The sequence below is a fragment of the Syntrophotalea carbinolica DSM 2380 genome (assembly GCF_000012885.1).
Taxonomy (GTDB): Bacteria; Desulfobacterota; Desulfuromonadia; order Desulfuromonadales; family Syntrophotaleaceae; genus Syntrophotalea; species Syntrophotalea carbinolica.
This window is the reverse complement of the sequence record NC_007498.2, coordinates 97,130-120,857: the sequence shown is the minus strand read 5'-3', so window position 1 is coordinate 120,857 and position 23,728 is coordinate 97,130. Positions and strand designations below refer to the sequence as shown.

The window sequence follows — 23,728 nt, the reverse complement described above, 5'->3', positions numbered from 1 at the left end:
GACGGGTTTCTTTTTTCATCGTAACGGTATAAACTTCTCCATCATGGCTAAATTCAATCTTAAATCGAATTACCAGCCGCGGGGCGATCAGCCACAGGCCATCGAAGAACTGTCGACCGGATTGCAGCGTGGCGACAAACACCAGGTGTTGCTCGGCGTCACCGGTTCGGGCAAGACCTTCACCATGGCAAACGTCGTGGCACAGGTGCAACGCCCCACCCTGGTCCTCGCCCACAACAAAACCCTGGCGGCACAGCTGTACGGCGAGTTCAAGGAGCTGTTTCCGGACAATGCCGTCGAGTACTTCGTCTCCTACTACGACTACTACCAGCCCGAAGCCTACGTACCGACCACCGACACCTTCATCGAAAAAGATTCCTCCATCAATGAAGAGATCGACAAGATGCGCCACAGCGCCACGCGCAGCCTGCTCAGCCGCAACGACGTGCTGATCGTCTCGTCGGTATCCTGCATCTACGGTCTCGGTTCCCCTGAAGCTTATTACGGCATGCTTATCCGCCTGGAAACTGGCATGCAGCTTGACCGCAATGCCTTACTCAAAAACCTGGTGGAGATTCAGTACGATCGCAACGATGTCGACTTTCACCGCGGTACTTTCCGGGTGCGTGGCGACACGGTGGAAATCTTCCCGGCCTACGAAGAAAAACGCGCCCTGCGCATCGAGTTTTTCGGCGACGAAATCGATGCCATTTGCGAAATCGATCCGCTGCGCGGCAAAGTACTCGACCGTTTGGAGCGCACTGCAGTCTTTCCCGCCAGTCATTACGTGGCCACCCGCCCAACCCTCGATCGCGCTATTCGCGAGATCCAGGACGAGTTGCGTGAACGTCTCACCTGGTTCCGGGAAAACAACATGCTGCTGGAGGCGCAACGCATTGAGCAACGGACCATGTTCGACATCGAAATGATCGAAGAGATGGGCTACTGCCAGGGAATAGAGAACTATTCACGGTTCCTGGACGGACGCCAGGCCGGCCAGCCGCCCGCCACCCTGTTCGACTACTTCCCCGACGATGCACTTCTGTTCATCGACGAGTCCCACGTCACCGTCTCGCAGATCGGTGCCATGTACCGAGGCGACCGCTCGCGCAAAGAGACCCTGGTACGCTACGGCTTTCGCATGCCGTCAGCCCTCGATAACCGTCCCTTGACCTTTGAGGAATTCGAAGCCAAGGGCATTCAGACCATCTATGTCTCGGCAACCCCGGCCGACTACGAATTGCGCAAGGCCGATGGCGTGGTGGTCGAGCAGATCATTCGCCCCACCGGGCTGCTCGACCCGCCCATCGATGTAAGACCGGCCAAAGATCAGGTCGACGACCTTATTCACGAAATACGCCTCACCATCAAACAGAACGAAAGAGTCCTGGTCACCACCCTTACCAAGCGCATGGCCGAGGAACTCACCGGCTACCTTGGTGAACTCGGCATAAAGGTGCGGTATCTGCACTCCGATATCGATACCGTGGAACGTATGCAGATCCTGCGCGAGCTGCGCGAGGGGCTGTTCGATGTGCTGGTTGGCATCAACCTGCTGCGCGAGGGGCTCGATATCCCCGAGGTATCGCTGGTCGCCATTCTGGATGCGGATAAAGAGGGCTTTTTACGCTCCGAACGGTCGCTGATCCAGACTTGCGGGCGCGCCGCGCGGAATGTCGCCGGCCGGGTCATCATGTACGCCGACCGGATCACCCGCTCCATGCGCGCCTGCCTCGATGAAACCGAACGACGCCGCACAGCCCAGTTGGCTTACAACGAAGAGCACGGCATCACTCCGCAGACCGTCAAGAAATCACTGCGCTCGATCCTCGAAGATATAGCCGAAAAGGACTATGTGGAACTGCCGCAGGTCGCCGAAGAGCTTGGCGACTATCACACACCTCAGGATGTCAAAAACGAAATCGCCCGGGTTAAGGAGGAAATGCTGGCTGCGGCGGCCAATCTGGAGTTTGAAAAAGCTGCGGAGCTGCGCGACCGCATGCTGGAGTTGGATAAACTGGAGCTGTCCATCCGAAACGTAAAGTAGCCCGACGCAAACAGCCGACCGGGCATCTGTTTAAGGGAGGGTAATGCGACGGCACCTGAACGAACCGGGCTAGAAAGCACAGCTGGTTGCCGCTACGACCTTGTCCAGACAACAACTCACCGTATAACCGACAACGACCACCATGGCGATCAGAATCAAGGCGAAAAACAAAGAAGACCTGGCCATAAAGCTTCCTCAAGAACAATTGGCAATTCCCAAAGCTCGATAGACGGAAACCTCCGCGCAGATGAAACGGTACCACCGCGCGACAAGATTTAATCATATTAATTTGTCGGCACACAAAAAGCAAGGCATTCTAATCTTCCCTCACGCTGAATGGGGACGTAGTTCCATAAAGCATCAGCACCATGAGCCTTGGGCGTTTTCCATGATATAAAAAAGCGGCAGTCTTCATGACCACCGCTTCTCGATCCACCGCTTGAATCCAGGGTTATGTTGCCGATATCTCAGGCCTCGTCACCCCCTGGGCCCTTCTGCACCTTGACTTCCTCCAGTTTCGCACAAACCTCCGCGAACCCGGCTTTGAAAATCACACCATTTTCCATATAAGGCTCACCGTTGATCATCATGAAATACTGGCCATCGCCTTCTTCGCGATAAACGGTATAAGCGTAAGCACCATAGGTATCCGTGTGTATCGGCAGTGCATTCATATGGCTTCCTCCTATACTATAAGTCATATCTGTTCATCTCTATTACAATACCTTTTGCAAAGTGAACTACCAAACTTATTTAAAACATGGAGACAATCTGTTCCATACGGGAGGCATAACTATCATTGTTCTCCGCATAGCTGTCAGGTCCCTCACAAAAGCACTTCACAAAACATAACGGATAGAGGTTTTATTTGGTGTGAAAGCTGGAACGAACTGGCGCAGTACCAGATTATGCCGCAGATTTGTTTTGCGAGGCTAGATTTCTTAAAGGGAAACCCCTTACTCCGAAAAAGCTCCATACACAAAATATTATGCGGGCGATGAGCATTGCTATTGCGATAACAATGATGCCACCAATCCCATCTAATACATAATGCCATCCCAGCATTACCGTAGACATCCAAACCATCAGGAACCATGGAATTGTTACCCACAAAGTCCTACGCCAAATGTGAGCAAGTTGCCAAACGGCTATGCCCATCAACCCAACATGAAGGCTGGGCATCGCCATAGTCCCCGGCATTAATCCATTTTGCGTCACTTGACCATCCATATACAATCTCAAAAGTTGCTGCATTTTGGCACAATGGGTTCCAGCAAGATTGAATAATTCACTATTATAAAATGCTGGCCCAGCTGTAGGGAAAAGTAAATTTGAACATCGAGTAATGTAAAAGGCAATTACAACTGCCATGGCCACTTGCACAAATCGTTGGAGAGGGCAAAATCTGTACACAATAGCCATCGAAATAAAAACAAAAACCCATAGTGAGAAATAGACATGATCCCATAATTCTGGAACATCAACCCAAGAGCCGATAAGTTTAACAAACAAAGGCTTTTCAATTGTCCACAAGATATTGTCATACCATACAACGGTGATAGTACGATAAATTTCGGCAAGATTCGCACAACCAATTATTCCTAAACCCATGAGGCTGGAGACTACAACACCACTCCATGGATTAAGTTTGAAAAGTGTTTCTTTCCAGAGGTCACGAATGTTGACTTGTCCATTTTTCGGATCAATGAAATCAGACAAAGCGAAAAAAGACTCAATGATACCTGTAACAATAAAACAGAGGAAAAACAAAATTGGAAAATATATAACTCGATTAGCCCATCCTTCAAATGATAAATGACTAACTGAATATAGGCTAGCAAAGAGATATGTCGAGATTGATAGTATAGAGGTAATCAGGATGAGTGGAGATATTTGGAATAGAACTGTACGCATATTAGAGACCAAACCCACATTAAAATAGGAAACATAAGCAAGGGGTCAGATTACACACCACCGATACGCCGCACCAGCAAGGTTGGATCAAGGTGATCGTTCAAACAAGGAGATGTTCCAGATAAATTCGGGACTCCATAAAAAAACCGAACCGAATTGCCAAGTACGCACTCGACAACTATGCGTTGCCAGAAAAGTTTATAAAACATCCGACAGATATCAATTGAGATCGGCTTAAAATAACCGCTTTGTATTTCATTATACCTAATTTTTCATCGCCCCGACCGCTGTATGACTATCTATGCTTATCTCCAGAAGAGAATAATTTGCCAGGATTATTTAGGGTGTACGCAACATGAACATAGAAATTATTCAATCCTATACAACGAGACGTCAACGTTCTGGAAACCGAGAATCATACCCGAACCTGCAAATCACCTTTACAACCGCAACTTGTAGCCTCGCCCGATAAGCAAAGCCGCCCAGCAGAACAGAACAAAGGCCATGGCGAAAGTCGCGGAAAAAGACACCATCAGAGGCACGTCGCCCACCCCGAGAATGGTCTGCCGGAAGCCATCGATAAGATACAACATAGGATTGAAACGTGACAGATGTTCCCAGAACGGCGGCAGGATGGAGACGGGATAAAAGACGCCGCCGAGGTAAATCAACGGCACAATAAGGAAATTGTTGAACATCGACAGGGCGTCGAAGGTATTGGCGTGGATGGCGGCAATCAGGCCGAACTGGGCGAACAGAAAGCTGGCCAGGGCGGCCATGGCCAGGGTTGCATACGGATGCACCCAAGGCAGGTCGGCAAAAAAGGTGGAGATAACCAATACGGCGCCGCCGACCAGCAATCCGCGCAGCATGGCGGCAAGGGTATAGGCCAGGATAAACTGCGGTGCACTGATGGGCGTCACCAGCAGATCCACGATATTGCCCAGATAGCGGGAAATGAACAATGACGAGGAGGTATTAGCGAAACTGTTGGTAATAACGCCCATGAGGATCAGGCCCGGGATGACGAACTGCGCATAACTGAAGCCCTCAAGCACCGAGATACGCTCGCCAAGCGTGGCACCGAAAACAAAAAGATACAATGAAGCGGTTACGATAGGCGCCAGCAGCGTCTGGAAGGATACGCGCAAAAAGCGTCGCACCTCTTTTTGCAGGAGAGTCGCGAAAGGCAGCCAGGCCACGAATTTCTCGGGTTGCCGAAAACGTTCCATCATTTGCCACCTGCCTGTCCGTTGTCGGGGCGCGCCCCGGTAAGATGCAGGAACACCTCTTCGAGACCCGGGCGGGTCGTTTCGATATCCCTCACCGCGATGCCAAGGTCGGTGATACGTCGCAATATCGCACCGGCCCCCTGCCCGCCGTCGAGGACCAGATGCAACACCCGGCCGGCTTCTCGCATAGCCGGATGCAGATCGTGCAGCTCTACAGGCACCTGCTGCAGCGGTTGCTCGAGGGTCAGCTGCAAATGGCGGCCTTCGATACGTGCCAGCAGCCGCGCCGTTTCTTCCAGAGCGATAAGCTCCCCATGATTCATGATGGCGATACGACCGCACATCTGTTCCGCTTCCTCCAGATAGTGGGTAGTCAGCAGAACCGTCACGCCCTCCCGGTTGATCTCCCGCACAAAATCCCAGAGATTACGCCGCAACTCGACATCGACGCCGGCGGTCGGTTCGTCAAGGATCAACAGGCGGGGTTTGTGAATCATGGCCTTGGCGACCATGAAGCGGCGCTTGAGACCGCCGGACAATTTGTTCATCGATTTGTGCAGATGGGGACCGAGCCCCAACCGCTCAATCAGCAACTCGCGCCACGCATTGTCCCGCGGCACGCCGTAATAACCGGCATGGATTCTCAACGCGCGATCGATGGTGAAAAAGTTGTCGGTGACGATTTCCTGGTGCATGACCCCCACCAGACGTCGCGTGATACGGCGTTCGGCGCAGTTATCGTGCCCGAATACCTGCACCTGACCGGCATCGATGCGACAGACGCCGCTGATCATGTTGATGGTGGTGCTTTTGCCGGCACCGTTAGGCCCGAGCAGACCGAAGATCTCGCCCGGATGCACGGACAGGGAAAGGTTGCGAACCGCCGGCGTACCGCCGAAGGATTTTTGAAGTTGAGCGATATCGAGTGCAAAATTCATAACGGCACTATACCGCCAATCGAGGTGCGAATCAATGCAAGGGAAAGGATGTCGATTTTGCGAAAAGATCGCCAGGCGGTCGCGTCAATCCGACCTACCGCGAGGAAGACGTCTCTGCAGACAGGATGAACCGTATATTTACTAAACTCCACCGGGCATGAAGACACTCTGCGAAGCCGGCGCCTCCACCACCACATGGTCACGCCCCAGGAGCTTGGCCCGATACATGGCCTGATCCGCCGCTTTGATAAGCTGGGAAGGATCATCCTCGACATGGGGAATCATTGTCGCCACCCCGACACTCACCGTGACGACGGGTTTTACCGGCGAAGCGTGATGCGGGATCTTGCCCCCGGCTACCGCTGCGCGGCACGATTCCCCCAGGCTTTTGGCACCATGATCGGTTTGCGGCAGTATCAAGGCAAACTCCTCGCCGCCATACCGCGCCACCAGGTCGCCGGGACGCGCCACCACGGATTGAAGCATGCGCGCCACCTGGCGCAAACAATCGTCACCGGCCAGGTGCCCGTAATAATCGTTATAGGCCTTGAAATGATCGATATCGACCATGATCAGACTCAGCGGGTGCCGATCGCGCAGGGCCCGTTTCCATTCCTGCGCAAGATGATCGTCGAAAGAGCGGCGATTGGCAATGCCGGTTAAACCATCGGTCAGGGACAAACTGGCGAGTCGTCGATTGGCTTCGTCCAGCTCGTAAGTTCTTTGCGCAACCAGCTTATCAACGGACGCCGCACGCCTGCTCACAAACCACATCACCAGCGGCACCATCAAAGTGAGGAGCAACCCGGCCAGCCCGAGCAACCAGGGGGTTACGCTCCGATAACGACTGAAATAATCGCCGACGGGTTCGGCCTGCAATCGCCAATGGGCTTTTCCGACCACCGGTACATCATGTTCGCAGATGAAAGCCGACGGCAGCGGTACGCCGGTCTGCCGTCGGTAAGCATACAGCTCCCTGTTCGCAGCGGAGTTGCGGGCATCGATAAGGCGCACGGCGAGAAGATCCGGGAAATCCCCCCACCCAGAGCCCTGGAACAGGGTCGTAAAATCAAAGATGCCGACGATAAATCCGAGCAGATTATCACGCCGGGAGGCCTGCGTTTCCGGGCGCCCCGAATAAACCGGCAGCACCCCTAAAAAGGTGGGCTGCAAATCGTTTAAGCCGGCAATTTTGAAATTTCCGGCAACCTGGACCAGACCTTCGTCCCGGACGGCGTTCAACAGACTCAGGCATGCCGGGTCGGCGCCCAGATCCCCTCCCACAACCGGCTTGAAGGATGCCTCCGGCTCCAGAAAATATAGCGGGAAATAGGCCTTGCGAGAACCGGCAACCGTCCGCCAGCCCCCTGCCGAGAACTCATGAAATTGAAAACCTGAAGGGTCCGCATAACGCGCCAGCTCGAACGCCCGTCGCTGCGTTTCGGGGACATAAGGCACCCAGGCCAGGGCGCGGATCCCCGCATGGCGCTGCATAGTCTCGAAAGCCACAGCGGCGAATTCGCTTTCTTCGACCCTCTGGGAAGCGGAAAACAGGTTCTTAAACGCATAAAGCACTTCGAGATTCAAAAGAATTTGGCGATCAAAGATCACGGCTTTGGCTTCGACTTCACGCTGGAACGTGGTCAAAAGCTCCCGCTTTTCCACCATACGAAGGCGCCAGAACAGCAGCAAAGACAGACCGATGCCCAGCGATACCGCCAGAACCGTAATAATTTTGTAGGCCTTGTTCATTCGGCGCTGTTTTCCTCAGAGAAGGCGTCACGGCTGCGTTTCGCACCAACGCGAGCCACCACAATACTGACTTCGTACAAAACCACAAAGGGCCCGGCAATCGCCAACTGGGAAACGATATCGGGCGGCGTCAGAACAGCCCCGACGACAAAAGCCAGCAGCAGCGCCGTACGCCGTCGCCGGGCCAGCCAGAAATGGTCGACAATCCCCATGCGGGTGAGAAAAAAGATAAGGATAGGCAGTTCGAAAACCAGCCCGAAGGCCAGCAACAGTCGGCAGGATAGCGACAAATAGGCTCCCATGGAGAGCATGGCGCTGATATTGCCCACCTCGGTGCCATAACTGACCAAAAAGCGGAAAACCAGGGGAAAAACGTAACCGAACCCGAACCAGGCGCCAGCACCGAAACAGCCGCTGCTGGCCAATACGAACGGCAGCGCCAGACGTTTTTCGCTCGGATAAAGTCCCGGTGCGACAAACGCCCACAGTTGCCAGAAAATCACCGGCAGACTCAGCAACAGACCGGCCATGGCCGACAGTTTGATATAGGTAAAAAACGGCTCGGTCGCATGAATGAACACCAGGGAACTGCCCTCCGGCAGCGCCTGGCGCAAAGGAGCGGAAACGGCCTGAAACAATTGCTGGGAAAACGCGTAACAGATCAGGGCCCCAAGCAGCCAGGCGCCCCCCGCGATCATCAGGCGGCGCCTCAATTCATCCAGGTGATCGATCAGGGACGCATCAACCATGGGAGGAAGGAGGACGCTGTTCGCCTTCATCTTGCCGGGCATCCTCTTTCAGTGCCGCCGGACGACTCTCCTCGGCAACCTGATCGGCACCCCCGGAGGAGACATCTTCGGCGTGATCATCATGAAAATCCCGGGTCGCGCGCTTGAATTCCGCCAACCCCTTACCCAGGGCGCGAGCCAGCTCCGGCAGGCGCCGGGGCCCGAGAATGATCAAGGCCAAAGCCAGGATCAGTAAAAGTTCGGTCGGACCGATATTGAACATGTAGAAACCTCTTTTAATCATCGAAAGTTACCGTTTTTTCGGCATAAGCTGACAATAGCCGCAAACCCTCCCGCTGTCAAGCCGGTCAACACGGTTAACAGTTTGACAAATAAAGGGTTTTACACTATTATGCGCGCTATTATAATACCGTTTACCCCTTTACCGAAAAGGCCTATAAATGAATTCGCAACAACTCAAGGAGGAGATCCGCCGCCTGGCCAAAGAGCGCAACGCGTTGATCATGGCGCATTTTTATCAGCGCGATGAAATCCAGGAGATTGCCGATGTCGCTGGCGACTCCCTGGCCATGGCCATCGAAGCCGCGCAGACGGACTGCAAGGTAATCGTGTTGTGTGGCGTACATTTCATGGCGGAAAGCGCGGCGATACTGGCGCCCGACAAAACGGTCCTGCTACCTCGCACCGATGCCGGCTGCCCCATGGCCGACATGGTCGAAATCGATAAACTGCGGGAAATGAAAGCTCGTCTGCCCGGACGCCCCGTGGTAACCTATGTCAACTCCAGTGCGGCGATCAAAGCCGAAAGCGATATCTGCTGCACCAGCGCCAACGCCGTGGCCGTCGTCAACTCTCTGGACGAAGACGAAGTCATTCTGGTTCCGGATCGCAACCTCGGTCGTTACATCGCCGCCAACACCGATAAAAAGTGTTATTTCTGGGAAGGGTACTGCCCGTTTCACGATCAATTGCCCGAGGAAGACGTGCTGGCCGCCAAACAGGCACACCCGGACGCGCTGTTCCTGGCGCACCCCGAATGCCGGCCCCAGATTCTGGCCATGGCAGACCTGGTCGCTTCGACCAGCGGCATGATCGATTATGTCCGCACCAGCCCGGCTAAAAAATTCATTCTCGGCACCGAACAGGGCATTCTCTACCGACTGCGCAAAGAAAACCCCGACAAGCAGTTCATCATGCCTAATTCCCTGCTGTTCTGCAAAACCATGAAATACATCACTCTCGAAGAGGTTTTGCACTGCCTGCAGACCATGAGCCCCACAGTCACGGTACCCGCGGAGATCGCCGATGGCGCCCGCAAATCCCTGGAGCGCATGCTGGCTGTGCCGCGCGACTGAGGGAATCCACAATATATTAATCTACAGGACGGGGGGGCGCTCGAATGCGCCCCCGCTCTTTTTGATGCATGACACCTTCTGATCCCCATACGGAACTCCATCCGGCCCTGGACGAATTAGCCGCCACCCTGGAGGGCCTGCCTCACACTGAACTACTGGGCATGACCGGCACCAGCTGCGCCTTCGTGCTTGCGCGCCTGCTGGCCGAAAACCCCGCCCCTTTGCTGATACTGGCTGCCAGCCAGGAACAAGCGGTTCGCATAACCGCCGATCTCGGCTTTTATCTGGGTCGCCCCGACCAGGTATTTTACCTGCCCCACTGGGAAATGCGCCCCTACGAAGCCCTGCTGCCCCACCCCGCGATCGAAGCCACTCGCCTGGCAACACTGGCGGCGCTGGCCGACGGGCGCGCCCTGGCGCTGGTCATGACCGTGCGCTCCGTCATGCAGCGGGTCATGCCGCGACGCGTGCTCGCCGGGCTGCGCAGCTGCCTGCGGGAACAGGAGCTTCACCCCCGCGAAGCCCTGCTGCCGCACCTGGCCGAACTCGGCTACCATGCCGTACCGCTGGTGGAAGATCCCGGCACCTTCTCCGTGCGCGGCGATCTGCTGGATCTGTACCCGCCGACCCTGCCGGAACCGGTGCGCATCGAATTTTTCGGCGACCAGATCGAACGCATGCGCCCCTTCGATCCCACCACCCAGCGTTCCCGCGAACACCACATAGCCTCGCTGGAATTGCTGCCGGCAAGGGAAATGATCCTGGCCGGCGAGCACCTGGAAACCTTCGCGCGAACCCTTAAACAACGCGCCGATGCTCTCGGCATAGCGCGACCTCAACGCGAAGCCCTGCTCGAGGAAGCACGCGAAGGACTGCTCGGTCCGGGACACAGCTTCTTCATGCCCCTGTGCTACGACGGACTCGACACTATTTTCGACTACGTCACCGGCGGTCGACTGGTGCGTCTCGACCCTCCGGCCATCGCCCAGGAAATGGATCGGCTCAGCGATGAAATCAGCGAAGGCGAACATCGCATGGCGAACCATGGCGAGCTGTATCTGCCCGGGGATGCTCTCTACCTGAGCGGAAACGAGCTGGCCGACAGCCTCGCCCTTCTGCCGCACATCGACGTCACGACTCTGCGTCTGTATGACCTGGAGGAACAGACGCCGCGGGTGGCACTGCATACCGAAAGCAATGCCGACCTGCGCAGCAATCAGCAACAGGACGGTGGCCTGGCCGCGCAACTGGCCAGCCGCCTGCACGGCTGGCAGAAGCAGAACTGGCGCCTGCTGCTGGTCTGTCATCAGCAGGGCCAGGCCGAACGCCTGCAGGCCCTGCTGGCGGGACGCGGCCTCGACCTGCCGTTGCGCGACGGCATCGATATCGCCAAACTCGAACCGGGCCGCCCCGTCATCACCCTGGGCGAGCTGTCCAGCGGATTCCGCCTGCCGGATGAACACCTGGCCATCATCACCGAGGAAGAGATTTTCGGGCGTCGAGCCCGTCGCCGCAGCGGCGCTGCCGAAGCCAGGGCCAAAGCCCGGCTTTCCTCCCTGGCCGAACTGCGCGAAGGGGATCTGGTGGTGCATGCCGACCACGGCATCGGACGCTACCAGGGCCTGCAGCACCTGCAACTGCAAGGCAACGAAGGCGACTTTCTGAATCTGGAATACGCCGGCAAGGATCGTCTCTACCTGCCGGTGGAGCGCATCGAAAAGATCCAGAAATATGTCGGCGCCGAAGGTGCCATGCCGCGCCTCGACCGCATGGGCGGCGGCGCCTGGGAAAAGGCCAAACTCAAGGCCCGTGCCGCGGTCGAAGAACTGGCCCGCGAGCTGCTGCAGATCTATGCACGCCGCGAAATGCACGAAGGTTTTCATTATTCGCCGCCGGATGCCATGTTCCGCGAATTCGAGGCGGCCTTTCCCTACGAGGAAACCGCCGACCAAATGGCCGCTATCAACGATGTGCTGACGGACATGCAAACTCCGCGGGCCATGGACCGGGTGATCTGCGGCGACGTCGGTTACGGCAAGACCGAAGTGGCCATCCGCGCGGCCTACAAAGCGGCTCTGGACGGCAAACAGGTCGCCGTACTGGTTCCGACCACCATCCTGGCCCGCCAACACGGGCAGACCTTTGCCGAGCGACTGAAGGACACACCGGTCACCGTTGCGTCCCTGTCGCGGCTGAACAGCTCCGCCGAACAGAAACAGATTCTGCAGCAAGCCGCCGACGGCAAGATCGACATCCTTATCGGCACCCACCGACTGCTGCAACGCGACGTACGCTTCAAGGATCTGGGCCTACTGATCGTCGACGAGGAACAGCGCTTCGGAGTCACCCACAAGGAGCGCCTGAAAAAGCTGCGCGCCGAAGTCGACCTGTTGACCCTCACCGCAACGCCCATTCCGCGCACCCTGCACATGAGCCTGCTGGGACTGCGCGACCTGTCGGTCATCGACACGCCGCCGGTGGACCGCCAGGTTATACGCACTTACGTCAGCCGCTTCGACGACGATCTGATCCGCCAGGCCATCCTCAATGAACTGCGCCGGGGCGGACAGGTCTTTTTCGTGCATAACAGGGTACAGAATATCGGCGCCATGGCCGAATTCATTCAGAGTCTGGTTCCCGAAGCAACCGTGGCCGTCGGCCATGGCCAGATGACCGAAAAAGCTCTGGAAGCGGTGATGATGGACTTCGTGGAAGGCAAAACCAACGTGCTGGTGTGCAGCACCATCATCGAAAACGGCCTCGATATCCCCCGCGCCAACACCATTATCGTCAATCGCGCCGACTGTTTCGGGCTGGCCCAGCTATACCAGCTGCGCGGTCGGGTCGGGCGCTCGCACCTGCGTGCCTACGCCTATCTGCTGATCCCCGGCGAGAGCACCCTGACCCACGAAGCACGTGAACGGCTGAGGGTCTTGACCGAGCTGACCGAACTCGGTGCCGGCTTCCGCATTGCCAGCCACGACCTGGAGCTGCGCGGCGCCGGCGACCTGCTCGGTCCCAAGCAGTCGGGACAGATCGCGGCCATCGGTTTCGAGATGTATGCCGAACTGCTGGAAGACACCATTGCGGAACTTAAAGGCCAACAACGGGAAGACCGTATCGACCCCGAGATCCGTCTTGGGCTTTCGGCTTTTCTGCCGGAAAAATACCTGCCCGACCCCAACCAGCGGCTGGTGTTTTACAAACAACTGGCTTCCGCCGAAGACGAAGAAACCCTTTACGACCTGGCCGACGAATTGCGTGACCGTTTCGGGGATCCCCCCGATCCGACCCTGCTGCTGATGGAGGTCATGAAACTGCGGGTACTGATGAAACGACTGCGCATCGCCACCGCCGACTACGATGGCCACAGCCTGACCTTCGGGTTCGCCCAGGACACGCCGGTGCAGCCGGACAAAATCATCGCATTGCTCGACATGGATCCTAAAAAGTACAGCTTTTCTCCTGACTTCCGCCTCGGCATACGTCTCGGCAGACAGCCCGGCGAAGCCGCGTTGGGCGAGGCTAAAAAAGCGTTGCAAGGCCTCATTTAGCTATGTTACGTTTACCCACCTGGCGGCGCCCGGCACCCTTCGGCCCGCCTTTTCAAGGAGTCAACCTGATGCCCCGCTGCGGGTTAGCCACCATCATTCTGCTTCTGCTCATGCTCCTGCCGGCCTGCAAGGATCAGGATCGGCTGCCGTCTCAGGTGCTGTTACGCATCGATGGACGAACCGTTTCCCTGGAGCAGTTTCAACACGATTTCGCGCAGATCCTGCCAAGGGACCGCGTCCTCCCCAAAGATGAAGAACAGGCGCTGCGTCGCTCCTATCTGGCACAGCGCATCGATCATGAGCTGTTGCTGGCCGAAGCAACCAGACGCAAGTTGAGCGTTACGCCGGCGGAACTGCAGCAGGCCATCGCCAGTCATCTGGACCGCTATCCGAGCGGCGACTTCGAACGCATGCTGGCCGACCAGGGCCTTGCCGTGGAAGATTGGCAGCGTCTTCTGCAGGAACAGCTGCTGGTGGAAAAAGTCCTCGCCCTCATGGTTCGGGACAAGGTCGATATTGCCGACGAAGAAATCAACGCCTATTTTGCCGCTCATCGCCAGAGCTTTGCTCGCCCAGAACAGGTCAAAGCCCGCCAGATCACCGTCCCGGATGAGGCTCAGGGACGCCAGGCACTGGAAATGCTGCGCCAGGGCACGCCTTTCGCTGAAGTTGCGCGCCGCTGTTCCATCTCCCCCGATGCCGATCAGGGTGGCGACATGGGTACGTTCGCCCGCGGCGAAATGCCGGAGGCCTTCGACAAGGCTGTATTCGGTCTGCCGGCCGGTCGTATCAGCGACTTGACCGAAAGCGATTACGGCTATCACATTTTTCTTGTCGAGCAGCATCTTCCGGCCCGGCCGCCCGACCTTGACACGGTGCGTGGCGAGATTGTCGCCCAATTGCGCAAGCAACAGGAAGAACAGCTTTACCAGGATTGGCTGCAGTCTCTGCGACAAGAAGCCGCCATCGAAATCGACTGGACCTTAATGTAAGCTCTTTTCTGTCCGGCACCTGCAGACAGAAACAACCCATGCGAGGAACGGCTCCCATGAAATACCTTATCCTGTCCATCGCCTTACTGATGCTGGCGACCAGCCCTCTCTCGGCTGAAACCATCAGCCGCATCGCCGCCATCGTCAACCAGGACATTATCACCACCGCCCAGCTCGACCGGGAAATCGACAAAATGCTGTCCGCCGAGGCGCAGGAAACCGGCATTACGCCCGTCCAACGCGAGGAACTGCGCCATAAGATGCTCGACAAACTCATCGAGGACACCCTGTTGAACCAGCGCATCGAAAAACTGGGGCTGCACGTTTCCGACGAAGCCGTCGAACAGGCGATCAACGATGTACAGGCGCAAAACAACATCACCCGCGAGCAACTCAAGCAGGCACTGGTGGCACAGGGCATCAACTTTGACGACTACCGGGAACGTTTACGTCAACAGCTGCTGAATTTTCAACTGATCGGCCGGGAGATCCAGAGTAAAGTCGAAGTCACCAACACCGAAATGCGCGACTATTATCGGAGCCACCTGGACGACTATCGCAACGATCCGTACCTGCGGCTGAGCCGTATCACCTTCCGGCTGCCACCCGGCAATACGCCCGCCGACATCGCCGCCATGCGCGCCAAGGCCGCAGACGCTCTGCAGCAGTTACGCCGAGGCAAGGACTTCCTCGAGGTTCTCATGCAGAACGCCGCCACCAGCGGCGTCGACGGCGGCGACATGGGCAAAATTACCGAAGGCAGCCTGTCCGAAAGCTTCAATCGCGCCATAAGCGGCCTGTCCGTCGGTCAGGTTTCGGAAATCATAGAAACGCCCGAAGGCTTCCACCTCCTGCGCCTGGACGAGCGTAATCCCGGCGACACCCAGACCTTCGAGACCGTCAAAGAACAAATCAGCCGTAAATTGATGGAAGACAAACGTGCGGCAGCCCTTACCGAATGGACTGAAAATCTGCGCAAGGAAGCCGATATCGAAAAACGTCTCTAAGCGCCGACAGCATCCTCGATTTCAAAACCCCGTCTATCCAGGCGGGGTTTTTTACATACCCCAAACCAACGCCTGTTGAGCGGCACCCTTTCGCGGCTCAAGACAGGCCGAGCCAGGCAAACCGGCGCCCCTCAGACAAGCCCGGCCATCAGCACCGGGGATGTTTTCGGTTGTCGGAACCACTCCTCGGGCGTTATACTTACGGGTCATTCGGAAAAAGCGGAGTATTGTCATGCACAAACCCCTGATCCTTACCATGGGCGACCCGACCGGGGTCGGCCCCGAAGTCATCCTCAAAGCCTGGCTCAGTGGCGCCCTCGACGGTGTCAAACGCCCCCTGCTGGTCGCCGGCGATACTGCGGTGCTGCAACGCGCGGCTCACCTGCTGCAAGCGGATTGCACTACCGGCGAAATCGCCGATGGCCTGGCTACACACATGCTGCAAGCCGGTAATCGCCGCCTTGCAGTGCGTTCCCTGTCGAACCTGCCGGCCCCACAACTGAGCTGGGGGCACCCTGACGCCCATTGCGGCAAAGCCATGCTGGACTACATAAACTGGGCCTGCGACCAGTGCCTGAAGGGTACGGCCGCTGCCATGGTTACCGGCCCCATCAACAAACAGGCCATCCTGGCCGCCGGCTGCGACGCGCCCGGACATACCGAACTGCTGGCCCGGCGCTGCCGAACCGACAAGGTCGTCATGATGCTTGGCGGGGCACACCTCAAAGTCTGTCTGGTCACCACCCATCTGCCATTAAAAGAGGTTCCCGACACCCTCACCACCGAGGACATCGTCGCCACCATACGCATTACCGACAGCGCTTTCCGTCGTTTTTTCGGCTGTCGGAATCCGCGTCTGGCGGTACTGGCCCTCAATCCCCACGCCGGTGAAGGCGGCCGTTTCGGCGATGAGGAAGAGCGTATCATCGCTCCCGCCATCGCCGCGGCTCGCCAATGCGGTATCAACGCCAGCGGTCCCCACAGTGCCGATGCCCTGTTTCATTTTGCCGCCCGGGGCGATTACGACGCCGTGGTCTGCATGTACCATGACCAGGGGCTGATTCCTCTGAAACTGTTGCACTTCGAGGACGGCGTCAACGTAACTCTGGGGCTGCCCATCATCCGCACCTCCGTCGATCACGGCACCGCCTACGATCTGGCCGGTACCGGCAAAGCGGACTGCAGCAGCCTCGTCGCCGCCGTGACCATGGCGGCGCAGATGGCTGAAAAGCAGTGACTCGTAATTAGTAATTAGTAATTGGTGACTAGTGACTGGTTTTAGGGTTTTCTTTCGCCAATCACTTGTCACTAATCACCAATCACCGATTTTCAAGGTTTAACACCATGGCCGATAAAATTGTCATCAAAGGCGCCAACGAGCACAACCTCAAGGGCATCGACGTTACCATTCCCCGCGATCAGCTGGTGGTGATTACCGGCGTATCCGGCTCCGGAAAAAGCACCCTGGCCTTCGACACGCTGTATGCCGAAGGCCAGCGCCGTTATGTGGAGAGCCTGTCGGCCTATGCCCGCCAATTTCTGGAGCAGATGTCCAAACCCGATGTGGAGAGTATCGAAGGGCTGTCGCCGGCCATCTCCATCGAGCAGAAAACCACCTCCAAAAACCCGCGTTCCACGGTTGGCACCGTCACCGAAATCTACGACTATCTGCGACTGCTGTTCGCCCGCGTCGGCCATATTCACTGTCACAAATGCGGCAAGGAGATTTCCTCCTGGACCGTACAACAGATGGTCGACCGCATCATGAACCTGCCGGAAAAGACCAAGCTGCTGCTGATGGCCCCCATCGTCCGCGGCCGCAAGGGCGAATACCGCAAGGAACTGCGTCAACTGCAGGCGGACGGTTTCGTGCGCATCCGCATCGACGGTGAAATGCGGGAACTGGCCGAGGATATCGCCCTGGAGAAAAACAAGAAGCATACTCTGGAGGTGGTGGTCGACCGTCTGGTGATCCGGCCGGGCATCGAAAGCCGCCTGGCCGATTCCCTGGAGACGGCCCTGCGCCTGGCCGAGGGCATTGTACGGGTGGAAGAAGTCGACGGCGAAAGCCACCTGTTTTCGGAACAGCACGCCTGCGCCGACTGCGGCATTTCTTACCCGGAGATTACGCCGCGCATGTTCTCCTTCAACAATCCTTACGGTGCCTGCCCAGCCTGTTCGGGGCTCGGCACGCGCATGTACTTCGACCCGGAAGAAGTCGTCCCCAATCCGGAGTTGTCCTTGCGCGAAGGCGCGGTGGTACCCTGGGAGACACGCACCGGCTATTACTATCACCAGTTGCTGGAGGCGCTGGCCGACCACTACGAGTTCGATATCCTCACCCCGTTCGCCAAGCTGCCGGAGCGCATCCGCCAGATTCTGCTGTACGGCTCGGGCAAGGAAAACGTACGGTTTTTTTACGACCAGGGCGACCGCCGTCATTACTACGAAAAGCCGTTCGAAGGCATCATCCCCAACCTGGAACGCCGCTACCACGAAACTGACTCGGACCGTGTGCGGGAGAACCTCGAGCGCTACATGAACGTGATGCCCTGTCCAACCTGCCAGGGAGCACGGCTGCGGCCGGAATCGCTGTTTATCCGGGTCGGCGGCAGCAATATTCAGGAGGTCTGCGCCCTGTCCATCCATGAGGCGGAAGGCTTCTTCGAGGCATTGCGCCTATCGGACAAGGAATTCGAAATCGGGCGCCGGATTCTCAAGGAAATCCGCGAGCGCCTGTCGTTTCTGACCTACGTGGGCCTCGACTATCTGAGTCTGGACCGGGCCTCGGGAACCCTGTCGGGCGGCGAAGGCCAGCGTATCCGCCTGGCCACCCAGGTCGGCTCGTCCCTGGTGGGGGTATTGTATATTCTCGACGAACCCTCCATCGGCTTGCATCAACGGGACAATCGGCGCTTGCTCGACACCCTCATGCGTCTGCGTGATCTGGGCAACACGGTACTGGTCGTGGAGCACGATGAGGAAACCATCCTCGAAGCGGATCATGTCATCGACATGGGGCCGGGCGCCGGCGTCCATGGCGGCGAGATCGTTTCACAGGGCACCCCCAAGCAGATCCTGGCCGACCCGGCATCCCTTACCGGCCGCTACCTGTCCGGCGAGATGAGTATTCCGCTGCCTCCGGAACGGCGCAGCAGCGACCGTTACCTGGAGATCGTCGGAGCGCAGGAAAACAACCTCAAAAACGTGCAGGTCACCATTCCCCTGGGGATCATGACCTGCGTCACCGGGGTCTCGGGATCGGGCAAATCGACCCTGATCATCGACACCCTGTTCAAAGCCCTTTCCCAGCGACTTTACCGTTCGCGGGATAAAGCCGGCAAAGTCGGCGAAATCCGCGGTCTGGAACACCTGGACAAGGTCATCGACATCGACCAGTCTCCCATCGGCCGTACGCCACGCTCCAATCCGGCGACCTACAGCGGCGTTTTTACCGATATCCGGGATCTGTTCACCCAGCTGCCGGAAGCCAAGCTGCGCGGCTATAAACCGGGACGCTTCTCCTTCAACGTCAAGGGCGGACGCTGCGAAGCCTGCCAGGGCGAAGGCATCCTCAAAATCGAGATGCACTTTCTGCCGGATGTCTACGTGCAGTGCGAAGTCTGCAAAGGGGCGCGCTACAACCGCGAAACCCTGGAAGTACGCTACAAAGGCAAGAATATCGCCGAAGTTCTGGATATGACCGTCAATCAGGGCCTGACCTTCATGGAAAACATCCCGCGCATCCGCAACAAGCTGGAAATGCTGCGCGATGTCGGGCTGGGCTATATCAAGCTGGGGCAAAGCGCCACCACCCTCTCGGGCGGTGAAGCGCAACGCGTCAAACTGGCCAAGGAACTGGGTAAACGCAGTACCGGGCGAACCATCTACATCCTCGATGAACCGACCACCGGGCTGCACTTCGCCGATATCCAGAAACTGCTCGACGTTCTGCACCGCCTGGTCGATGCCGGCAACACAGTGGTCATTATCGAGCACAATCTCGACGTCATCAAAACTGCCGATCATATCATCGATCTGGGACCGGAGGGCGGCAGCCGCGGTGGCGAAATCGTCGTCAGCGGCACCCCCGAGGATGTGGCCCGCTGCTCTCGCTCTTATACCGGTCGCTATCTGCGCCCTTATCTCGATCTTTAGCCGGAGGGCTTGCGCGCCATCGGCAGCTTAGCACCCGGTGCCGGAAGCACTCCGTAAGCAAGGACGAATCTTCATGACACGACCTTTTCTGCAAATCAAAAACCTCGATCCGGGATGGATGCTGATTCTGTACTACGGTTTTGCCATCCTCATCGGCGCCGCGCTGCTGACCCTGCCCTTTGCCGCGCAGGGCGCGCCGCTATCGTTTCTTGACGCCTTGTTCACGGCCACCTCGGCCCAGTGCGTCACCGGCCTGATCGTGGTCGATACCGGCACAAAACTGACCCTTTTCGGGCAGTTGGTGGTACTGCTGCTGATCCAGATCGGAGGCTTGGGGATTACCACCTTCTCCGTCTACCTGTTCTTCTATCTCGGCATGGGCGTCGGCATTCGCGATCGCTGGGTGATTCAGGAAACCCTGTTGCATACGCCGGTCGATTCGCTGCGCGATCTGGTGCGGAGTATTTTTCGCTACACCCTGGTTATCGAAGGCGTCGGTGCCGCCTTGCTCGCCACGGCCTTTGTGCCGCAGATGGGCTGGAGCAAAGGCCTTTACAGCGCCGTTTTTCACAGTATTTCGGCGTTCTGCAATGCCGGTTTCTCATTGAACGCCGACAGCATGATCGGTTATCGCGCCAACCCCTTGGTCAATATCACCCTCATGGCCCTGATCATCCTCGGCGGCATCGGTTTTCTGGTGATCAAGGAAATATTCGATCTCAGCAAGCAACACAACCGACGCCGCCGGCGGCGGTTGTCCCTGCACTCGCGACTGGTATTCATGACCACCGCCGTGCTGATTATCGGCGGCGCACTGCTCATCGGCGTGCTTGAAGCCCCCTCCGCCCTGGCTTCCATGAATACCGCCGAGAGCATCTGGGTGACCCTGTTCCAATCCATAACCGCCCGCACCGCCGGCTTCAACTCCATCGACCTCAACCTTTTCGAGGTGCCGACGCTGTTTCTGATGATGTTCCTGATGTTCGTCGGAGCGTCTCCGGGCTCATGCGGGGGCGGCATCAAAACCACCAGTCTGGCACTGTTCGTCGCCATTATGCACAGTCGCCTCAAAGGTAACCCGCACACCAACGTCTTTCGACGCACCCTGCCGGAAGCGGCCGTTACCAAGACCCTGACCCTGGTCATGACCGCCTTGTTGTTTGTGGCCTTTGCCGTCTTTTCCTTGCTGGCGGTCCAGATGCAGGGCATGCCGGCCATGGCCAGCCGCGGTGTGTTTCTGGAATACACGTTCGAAGCTGTTTCGGCATTTGCCACCGTCGGTCTATCCCTCGGCGCCACGGCCAAACTGGTACCGGCCGGCAAACTGATCGTCATCGTGCTGATGTTCATCGGCCGGGTCGGACTGCTTACCGTGGCCTTTACCATGATTCGCCGATCCCGGGAAGGCGCCGTACACTACGCCGAAGAAAACATCATGATCGGTTGACCAGCGCGTCAACCTTTAAACTGTTGGGGAGAATTTCGCCATGAAACGATTTTGCGTCATTGGTTTGGGAAATTTCGGCTTTCACGTCGCCAAAACCCTGTACGAAGAAGGGCATGAAGTGATCGCCATCGATCTGAATCAAGACAAGGTGCAACGCATTAAAAACTCATCGTCGTACGCCGTCTTCGGGGATGCCTCCAACAAGGAGTTTCTCAAGGGGCAGGGTATCTCTGAAATGGATGCGGTGATCCTCTCCACTGGGGAGCGATCCCACCTGTCAACCCTCATCACCCTGCATCTGAAGGAAATGAATGTTCCGCGAATCCTGGTCAAGGCTATCGACGAAGACCACGGCCGTATTCTGGAAAAGGTCGGAGCAACGGATATTATCTTCCCGGAAAAGGATATGGCGGTTAAAACCGCCAAGGGGCTGTGTTCGTCCAACATTCTCGAGTTCATCCCCATCGCCGAGGATTATTCCATCACCGAAGTAGCCCCCCCCAATCATTTCATCGGGAAAAACCTTATCGAACTCGACCTGCGCCGCAAATACCAGGTAACCGTTATCGGTATCCGCGACATGCTCACCGGCGACTTCAATACCTTGCCGTCACCGACCCACCTTATCAAGGACAGCGACCTGCTGGTGTTGATCGGTAAAGCCGAAGATGTGGAGAAAGCCTGTCAATCCAAGTAATGGATTCTTGCACACGCCCTTTTCCCCGGCTGAAACCTGCGGCCTGCAAACGCCGCTTGTCGGTTACGGAAGGACAACAGCAAGGTTGACAGACTCGAAAATATTGATAAGAATGGCAACATTATTGCCCGCTATTCAATTACCCCGCATACGATAGGAGACTAACAGCCATGTCCGATCTGAAAGGCACCAAAACCGAACAGGATCTTCTGGAAGCTTTTGCCGGAGAATCCCAGGCCAACCGTAAATATCTGGCTTTTGCCGAAAAAGCCGATAGCGAAGGACATCCCCAGGTAGCCAAACTGTTTCGTGCCGCCGCCGCAGCTGAAACCGTGCATGCCCATGCCCATCTGCGCGCCGTTGGCGGGATCGCATCGACCCTCGACAACCTTAAAGAGGCCGTTGGCGGCGAAACCCACGAATTCAAGGAAATGTATCCGCCCATGATCGAGGAGGCCAAGGCCAAAGGCTTCAAGGCCGCCGAACGCACTCTCAGCTATGCCAATGAGGTGGAGAAAGTCCATGCCGAGCTTTACGAAAAAGCTCTGGCCAACCTCGGCAATAACGAAAGCGTCGACTACTGGGTGTGCAAGGTCTGTGGCAACACCCTCGAAGCCGAACCGCAGGAGCCCTGCAGCGTCTGCAAAGCGGCCCCCATGGCTTTCTTCAAGGTCGACTGAGTTATTTGCATAAAGCGTGTTATCATCGGGTGATTCGCTTTAAGCGGATCACCCGATATTTGTTTGAGCTGAAGGTCTTTGGCCACTCCAGGGGGATTGTCTATGGAAAAATGTCCGGTATGCAAGGAAGAGAAAAAAGGCAAGTACTGGTGCAGCGCGTGTAAAACCGTTTTCGTCTGTCCGCTGCCGACCTGCGGAGCCACCATCAGTAAGCCCGGCACCAAGGAATGTCCCCGCTGCGGACTGCTGTTTGACGACTACGTGAAACAGCGAAAGATGTATCGGCAATGCCCCAAATGCGGAAAAAAACAGGGGCTTAACGAACACCAGTGCCGATACTGCAAGTTCTGGTTCAACTGCCCGTCCTGCGGCCACCGGGTCACCACCACCAGTTCCCTGACCTGTGCGCGCTGCGGTACCAGTCTGCACCGCTGACCAAAAGTCCTTGCCGCATCGTCGGCCCCGGCTGTCTGATGCCTCGCACTGCCGGCTGTTAAACGACAAAACCGGGCTGCAATTGATATGCAGCCCGGCAGTTATAGCGTATGAAACATGGGCCTATTCGCCGAAAGGCCACCACCAGCGTTTTTTCCCCTGGCTGGACTCACCGGAGGCTTTGCCGGCGGGACCTTTTTCCCCTTTGCCGTTCCCCTTGGAGTAACCGTCGCTGCGATCGCGGTCCCGGTCACGCTCCCGATCGCCGGACATATCTCCTGCGTTGCCTTTGGCTTTTTCCTTGGCTTTCATTTTTTGCTTCGAGTCGGCCCCGTCATGCATCCGCTCACGGTCGCGATCCCGGTCATATTTGTCGGCCTTGTCTTTCATTTTGTCCCGGGTCATCTGCTTGTCGTGAGATGACGCATGTTCACCGCTGCGGGCATGCTCTTTAGCCTGTTCGGCACGGCGCTCTTCGGCGCGCTCAAGGCCACGCGTCGCATCCGGTTCCGCCTGTCGATTGGAAGAAGACTTGTCCCACTCGTGATTACCGCCTTGCCCGCCACCGTTGCCGCCACCGCGACCGGCCCACACCGGTGCCGCCATCACGGCCATCAAAATGGCCAATAAAACCACTTGTCCAAGGGATTTCAGCATAATCGGCCTCCTTTGCCTGCCTGAAATTATAAATTCACCATAATTTTAAGGGCATTCGGCCCAATGCGCAACCACGGAATTTTAACTGTCGACACCGACCATCTCTGCTATAAT

At 57.0% G+C, this 23,728-nt stretch carries 19 protein-coding genes; 11 read left to right on the top strand and 8 right to left on the bottom strand.

Translation table 11 applies throughout. From position 1 onward, the window contains the following. Positions 1-43 precede the first annotated feature (43 nt). Positions 44-2,047: an excinuclease ABC subunit UvrB gene (gene uvrB / locus PCAR_RS01070; protein WP_011339751.1), complete on the top strand. Its 2,004-nt coding sequence runs from the start codon at positions 44-46 to the stop codon at positions 2,045-2,047. 467 nt (positions 2,048-2,514) lie between these two features. On the opposite strand, the gene PCAR_RS01065 is transcribed toward uvrB, so the two are convergent. From PCAR_RS01065 to PCAR_RS19105, 7 genes are all read right to left on the bottom strand, one after another. After that, positions 2,515-2,721, bottom strand: a complete 207-nt coding sequence (locus PCAR_RS01065; RefSeq protein WP_011339750.1) for a hypothetical protein — start codon at positions 2,719-2,721, stop codon at positions 2,515-2,517. Positions 2,722-2,953: 232 nt separating this feature from the next. Next, positions 2,954-3,766, bottom strand: a complete 813-nt coding sequence (locus PCAR_RS01060) for a phosphatase PAP2 family protein (protein ID WP_158447388.1) — start codon at positions 3,764-3,766, stop codon at positions 2,954-2,956. 635 nt (positions 3,767-4,401) lie between these two features. Beyond that, a complete protein-coding gene (locus tag PCAR_RS01055; protein ID WP_011339748.1) occupies positions 4,402-5,196 on the bottom strand; it encodes an ABC transporter permease in 795 nt (264 codons plus the stop codon). After that, positions 5,193-6,131 (bottom strand): ABC transporter ATP-binding protein, encoded by a 939-nt coding sequence (locus PCAR_RS01050; RefSeq protein WP_011339747.1) that lies wholly within the window; start codon positions 6,129-6,131, stop codon positions 5,193-5,195. Before PCAR_RS01050 ends, PCAR_RS01055 begins: the two co-directional genes overlap by 4 nt. A gap of 141 nt (positions 6,132-6,272) precedes the next feature. Beyond that, a complete protein-coding gene (locus PCAR_RS01045) occupies positions 6,273-7,883 on the bottom strand; it encodes a diguanylate cyclase domain-containing protein (RefSeq protein WP_011339746.1) in 1,611 nt (536 codons plus the stop codon). Further along, positions 7,880-8,662: a twin-arginine translocase subunit TatC gene (gene tatC / locus PCAR_RS01040; protein ID WP_245523300.1), complete on the bottom strand. Its 783-nt coding sequence runs from the start codon at positions 8,660-8,662 to the stop codon at positions 7,880-7,882. The genes PCAR_RS01045 and tatC overlap by 4 nt, the downstream gene beginning before the upstream one ends. Next, positions 8,625-8,894: a twin-arginine translocase TatA/TatE family subunit gene (locus PCAR_RS19105; RefSeq protein ID WP_011339744.1), complete on the bottom strand. Its 270-nt coding sequence runs from the start codon at positions 8,892-8,894 to the stop codon at positions 8,625-8,627. The genes tatC and PCAR_RS19105 overlap by 38 nt, the downstream gene beginning before the upstream one ends. A gap of 178 nt (positions 8,895-9,072) precedes the next feature. Here PCAR_RS19105 and nadA point away from each other — a divergent pair, with 178 nt between their 5' ends. The 10 genes from nadA to PCAR_RS00985 all read left to right on the top strand — a co-directional run bounded on the left by nadA (position 9,073) and on the right by PCAR_RS00985 (position 22,957). Further along, positions 9,073-9,987 carry a quinolinate synthase NadA gene (gene nadA, locus PCAR_RS01030; RefSeq protein ID WP_011339743.1) on the top strand — a complete coding sequence of 305 codons (915 nt, stop codon included), beginning with the start codon at positions 9,073-9,075 and terminating at the stop codon, positions 9,985-9,987. A gap of 68 nt (positions 9,988-10,055) precedes the next feature. Beyond that, positions 10,056-13,541, top strand: a complete 3,486-nt coding sequence (mfd, locus tag PCAR_RS01025) for a transcription-repair coupling factor (RefSeq protein WP_011339742.1) — start codon at positions 10,056-10,058, stop codon at positions 13,539-13,541. A 68-nt stretch (positions 13,542-13,609) separates the two neighbouring features. After that, the gene (locus tag PCAR_RS01020; RefSeq protein WP_011339741.1) at positions 13,610-14,533 is read left to right on the top strand and encodes a peptidylprolyl isomerase; all 924 of its coding nucleotides are present in this window, start codon (positions 13,610-13,612) and stop codon (positions 14,531-14,533) included. Between the two features lie 56 nt (positions 14,534-14,589). Next, positions 14,590-15,540 (top strand): SurA N-terminal domain-containing protein, encoded by a 951-nt coding sequence (locus tag PCAR_RS01015; RefSeq protein WP_011339740.1) that lies wholly within the window; start codon positions 14,590-14,592, stop codon positions 15,538-15,540. Positions 15,541-15,772: 232 nt separating this feature from the next. Beyond that, positions 15,773-16,777 (top strand): 4-hydroxythreonine-4-phosphate dehydrogenase PdxA, encoded by a 1,005-nt coding sequence (gene pdxA, locus PCAR_RS01010; protein ID WP_011339739.1) that lies wholly within the window; start codon positions 15,773-15,775, stop codon positions 16,775-16,777. Positions 16,778-16,884: 107 nt separating this feature from the next. Beyond that, on the top strand, positions 16,885-19,698 hold the full coding sequence (uvrA, locus tag PCAR_RS01005) for an excinuclease ABC subunit UvrA (RefSeq protein ID WP_011339738.1): 2,814 nt from the start codon (positions 16,885-16,887) through the stop codon (positions 19,696-19,698). 73 nt (positions 19,699-19,771) lie between these two features. Further along, complete coding sequence (locus PCAR_RS01000) at positions 19,772-21,145, top strand: TrkH family potassium uptake protein (RefSeq protein ID WP_011339737.1); 1,374 nt, start codon at positions 19,772-19,774, stop codon at positions 21,143-21,145. A 40-nt stretch (positions 21,146-21,185) separates the two neighbouring features. Beyond that, positions 21,186-21,842 (top strand): potassium channel family protein, encoded by a 657-nt coding sequence (locus PCAR_RS00995; RefSeq protein WP_011339736.1) that lies wholly within the window; start codon positions 21,186-21,188, stop codon positions 21,840-21,842. Positions 21,843-22,012: 170 nt separating this feature from the next. Then, positions 22,013-22,522 carry a rubrerythrin family protein gene (locus PCAR_RS00990; protein WP_011339735.1) on the top strand — a complete coding sequence of 170 codons (510 nt, stop codon included), beginning with the start codon at positions 22,013-22,015 and terminating at the stop codon, positions 22,520-22,522. Between the two features lie 102 nt (positions 22,523-22,624). Then, positions 22,625-22,957 (top strand): hypothetical protein, encoded by a 333-nt coding sequence (locus PCAR_RS00985; RefSeq protein WP_011339734.1) that lies wholly within the window; start codon positions 22,625-22,627, stop codon positions 22,955-22,957. Positions 22,958-23,080: 123 nt separating this feature from the next. Here PCAR_RS00985 and PCAR_RS00980 read toward each other — a convergent pair whose 3' ends face one another. Continuing rightward, positions 23,081-23,614: a hypothetical protein gene (locus PCAR_RS00980; RefSeq protein ID WP_011339733.1), complete on the bottom strand. Its 534-nt coding sequence runs from the start codon at positions 23,612-23,614 to the stop codon at positions 23,081-23,083. Positions 23,615-23,728 lie beyond the last annotated feature (114 nt).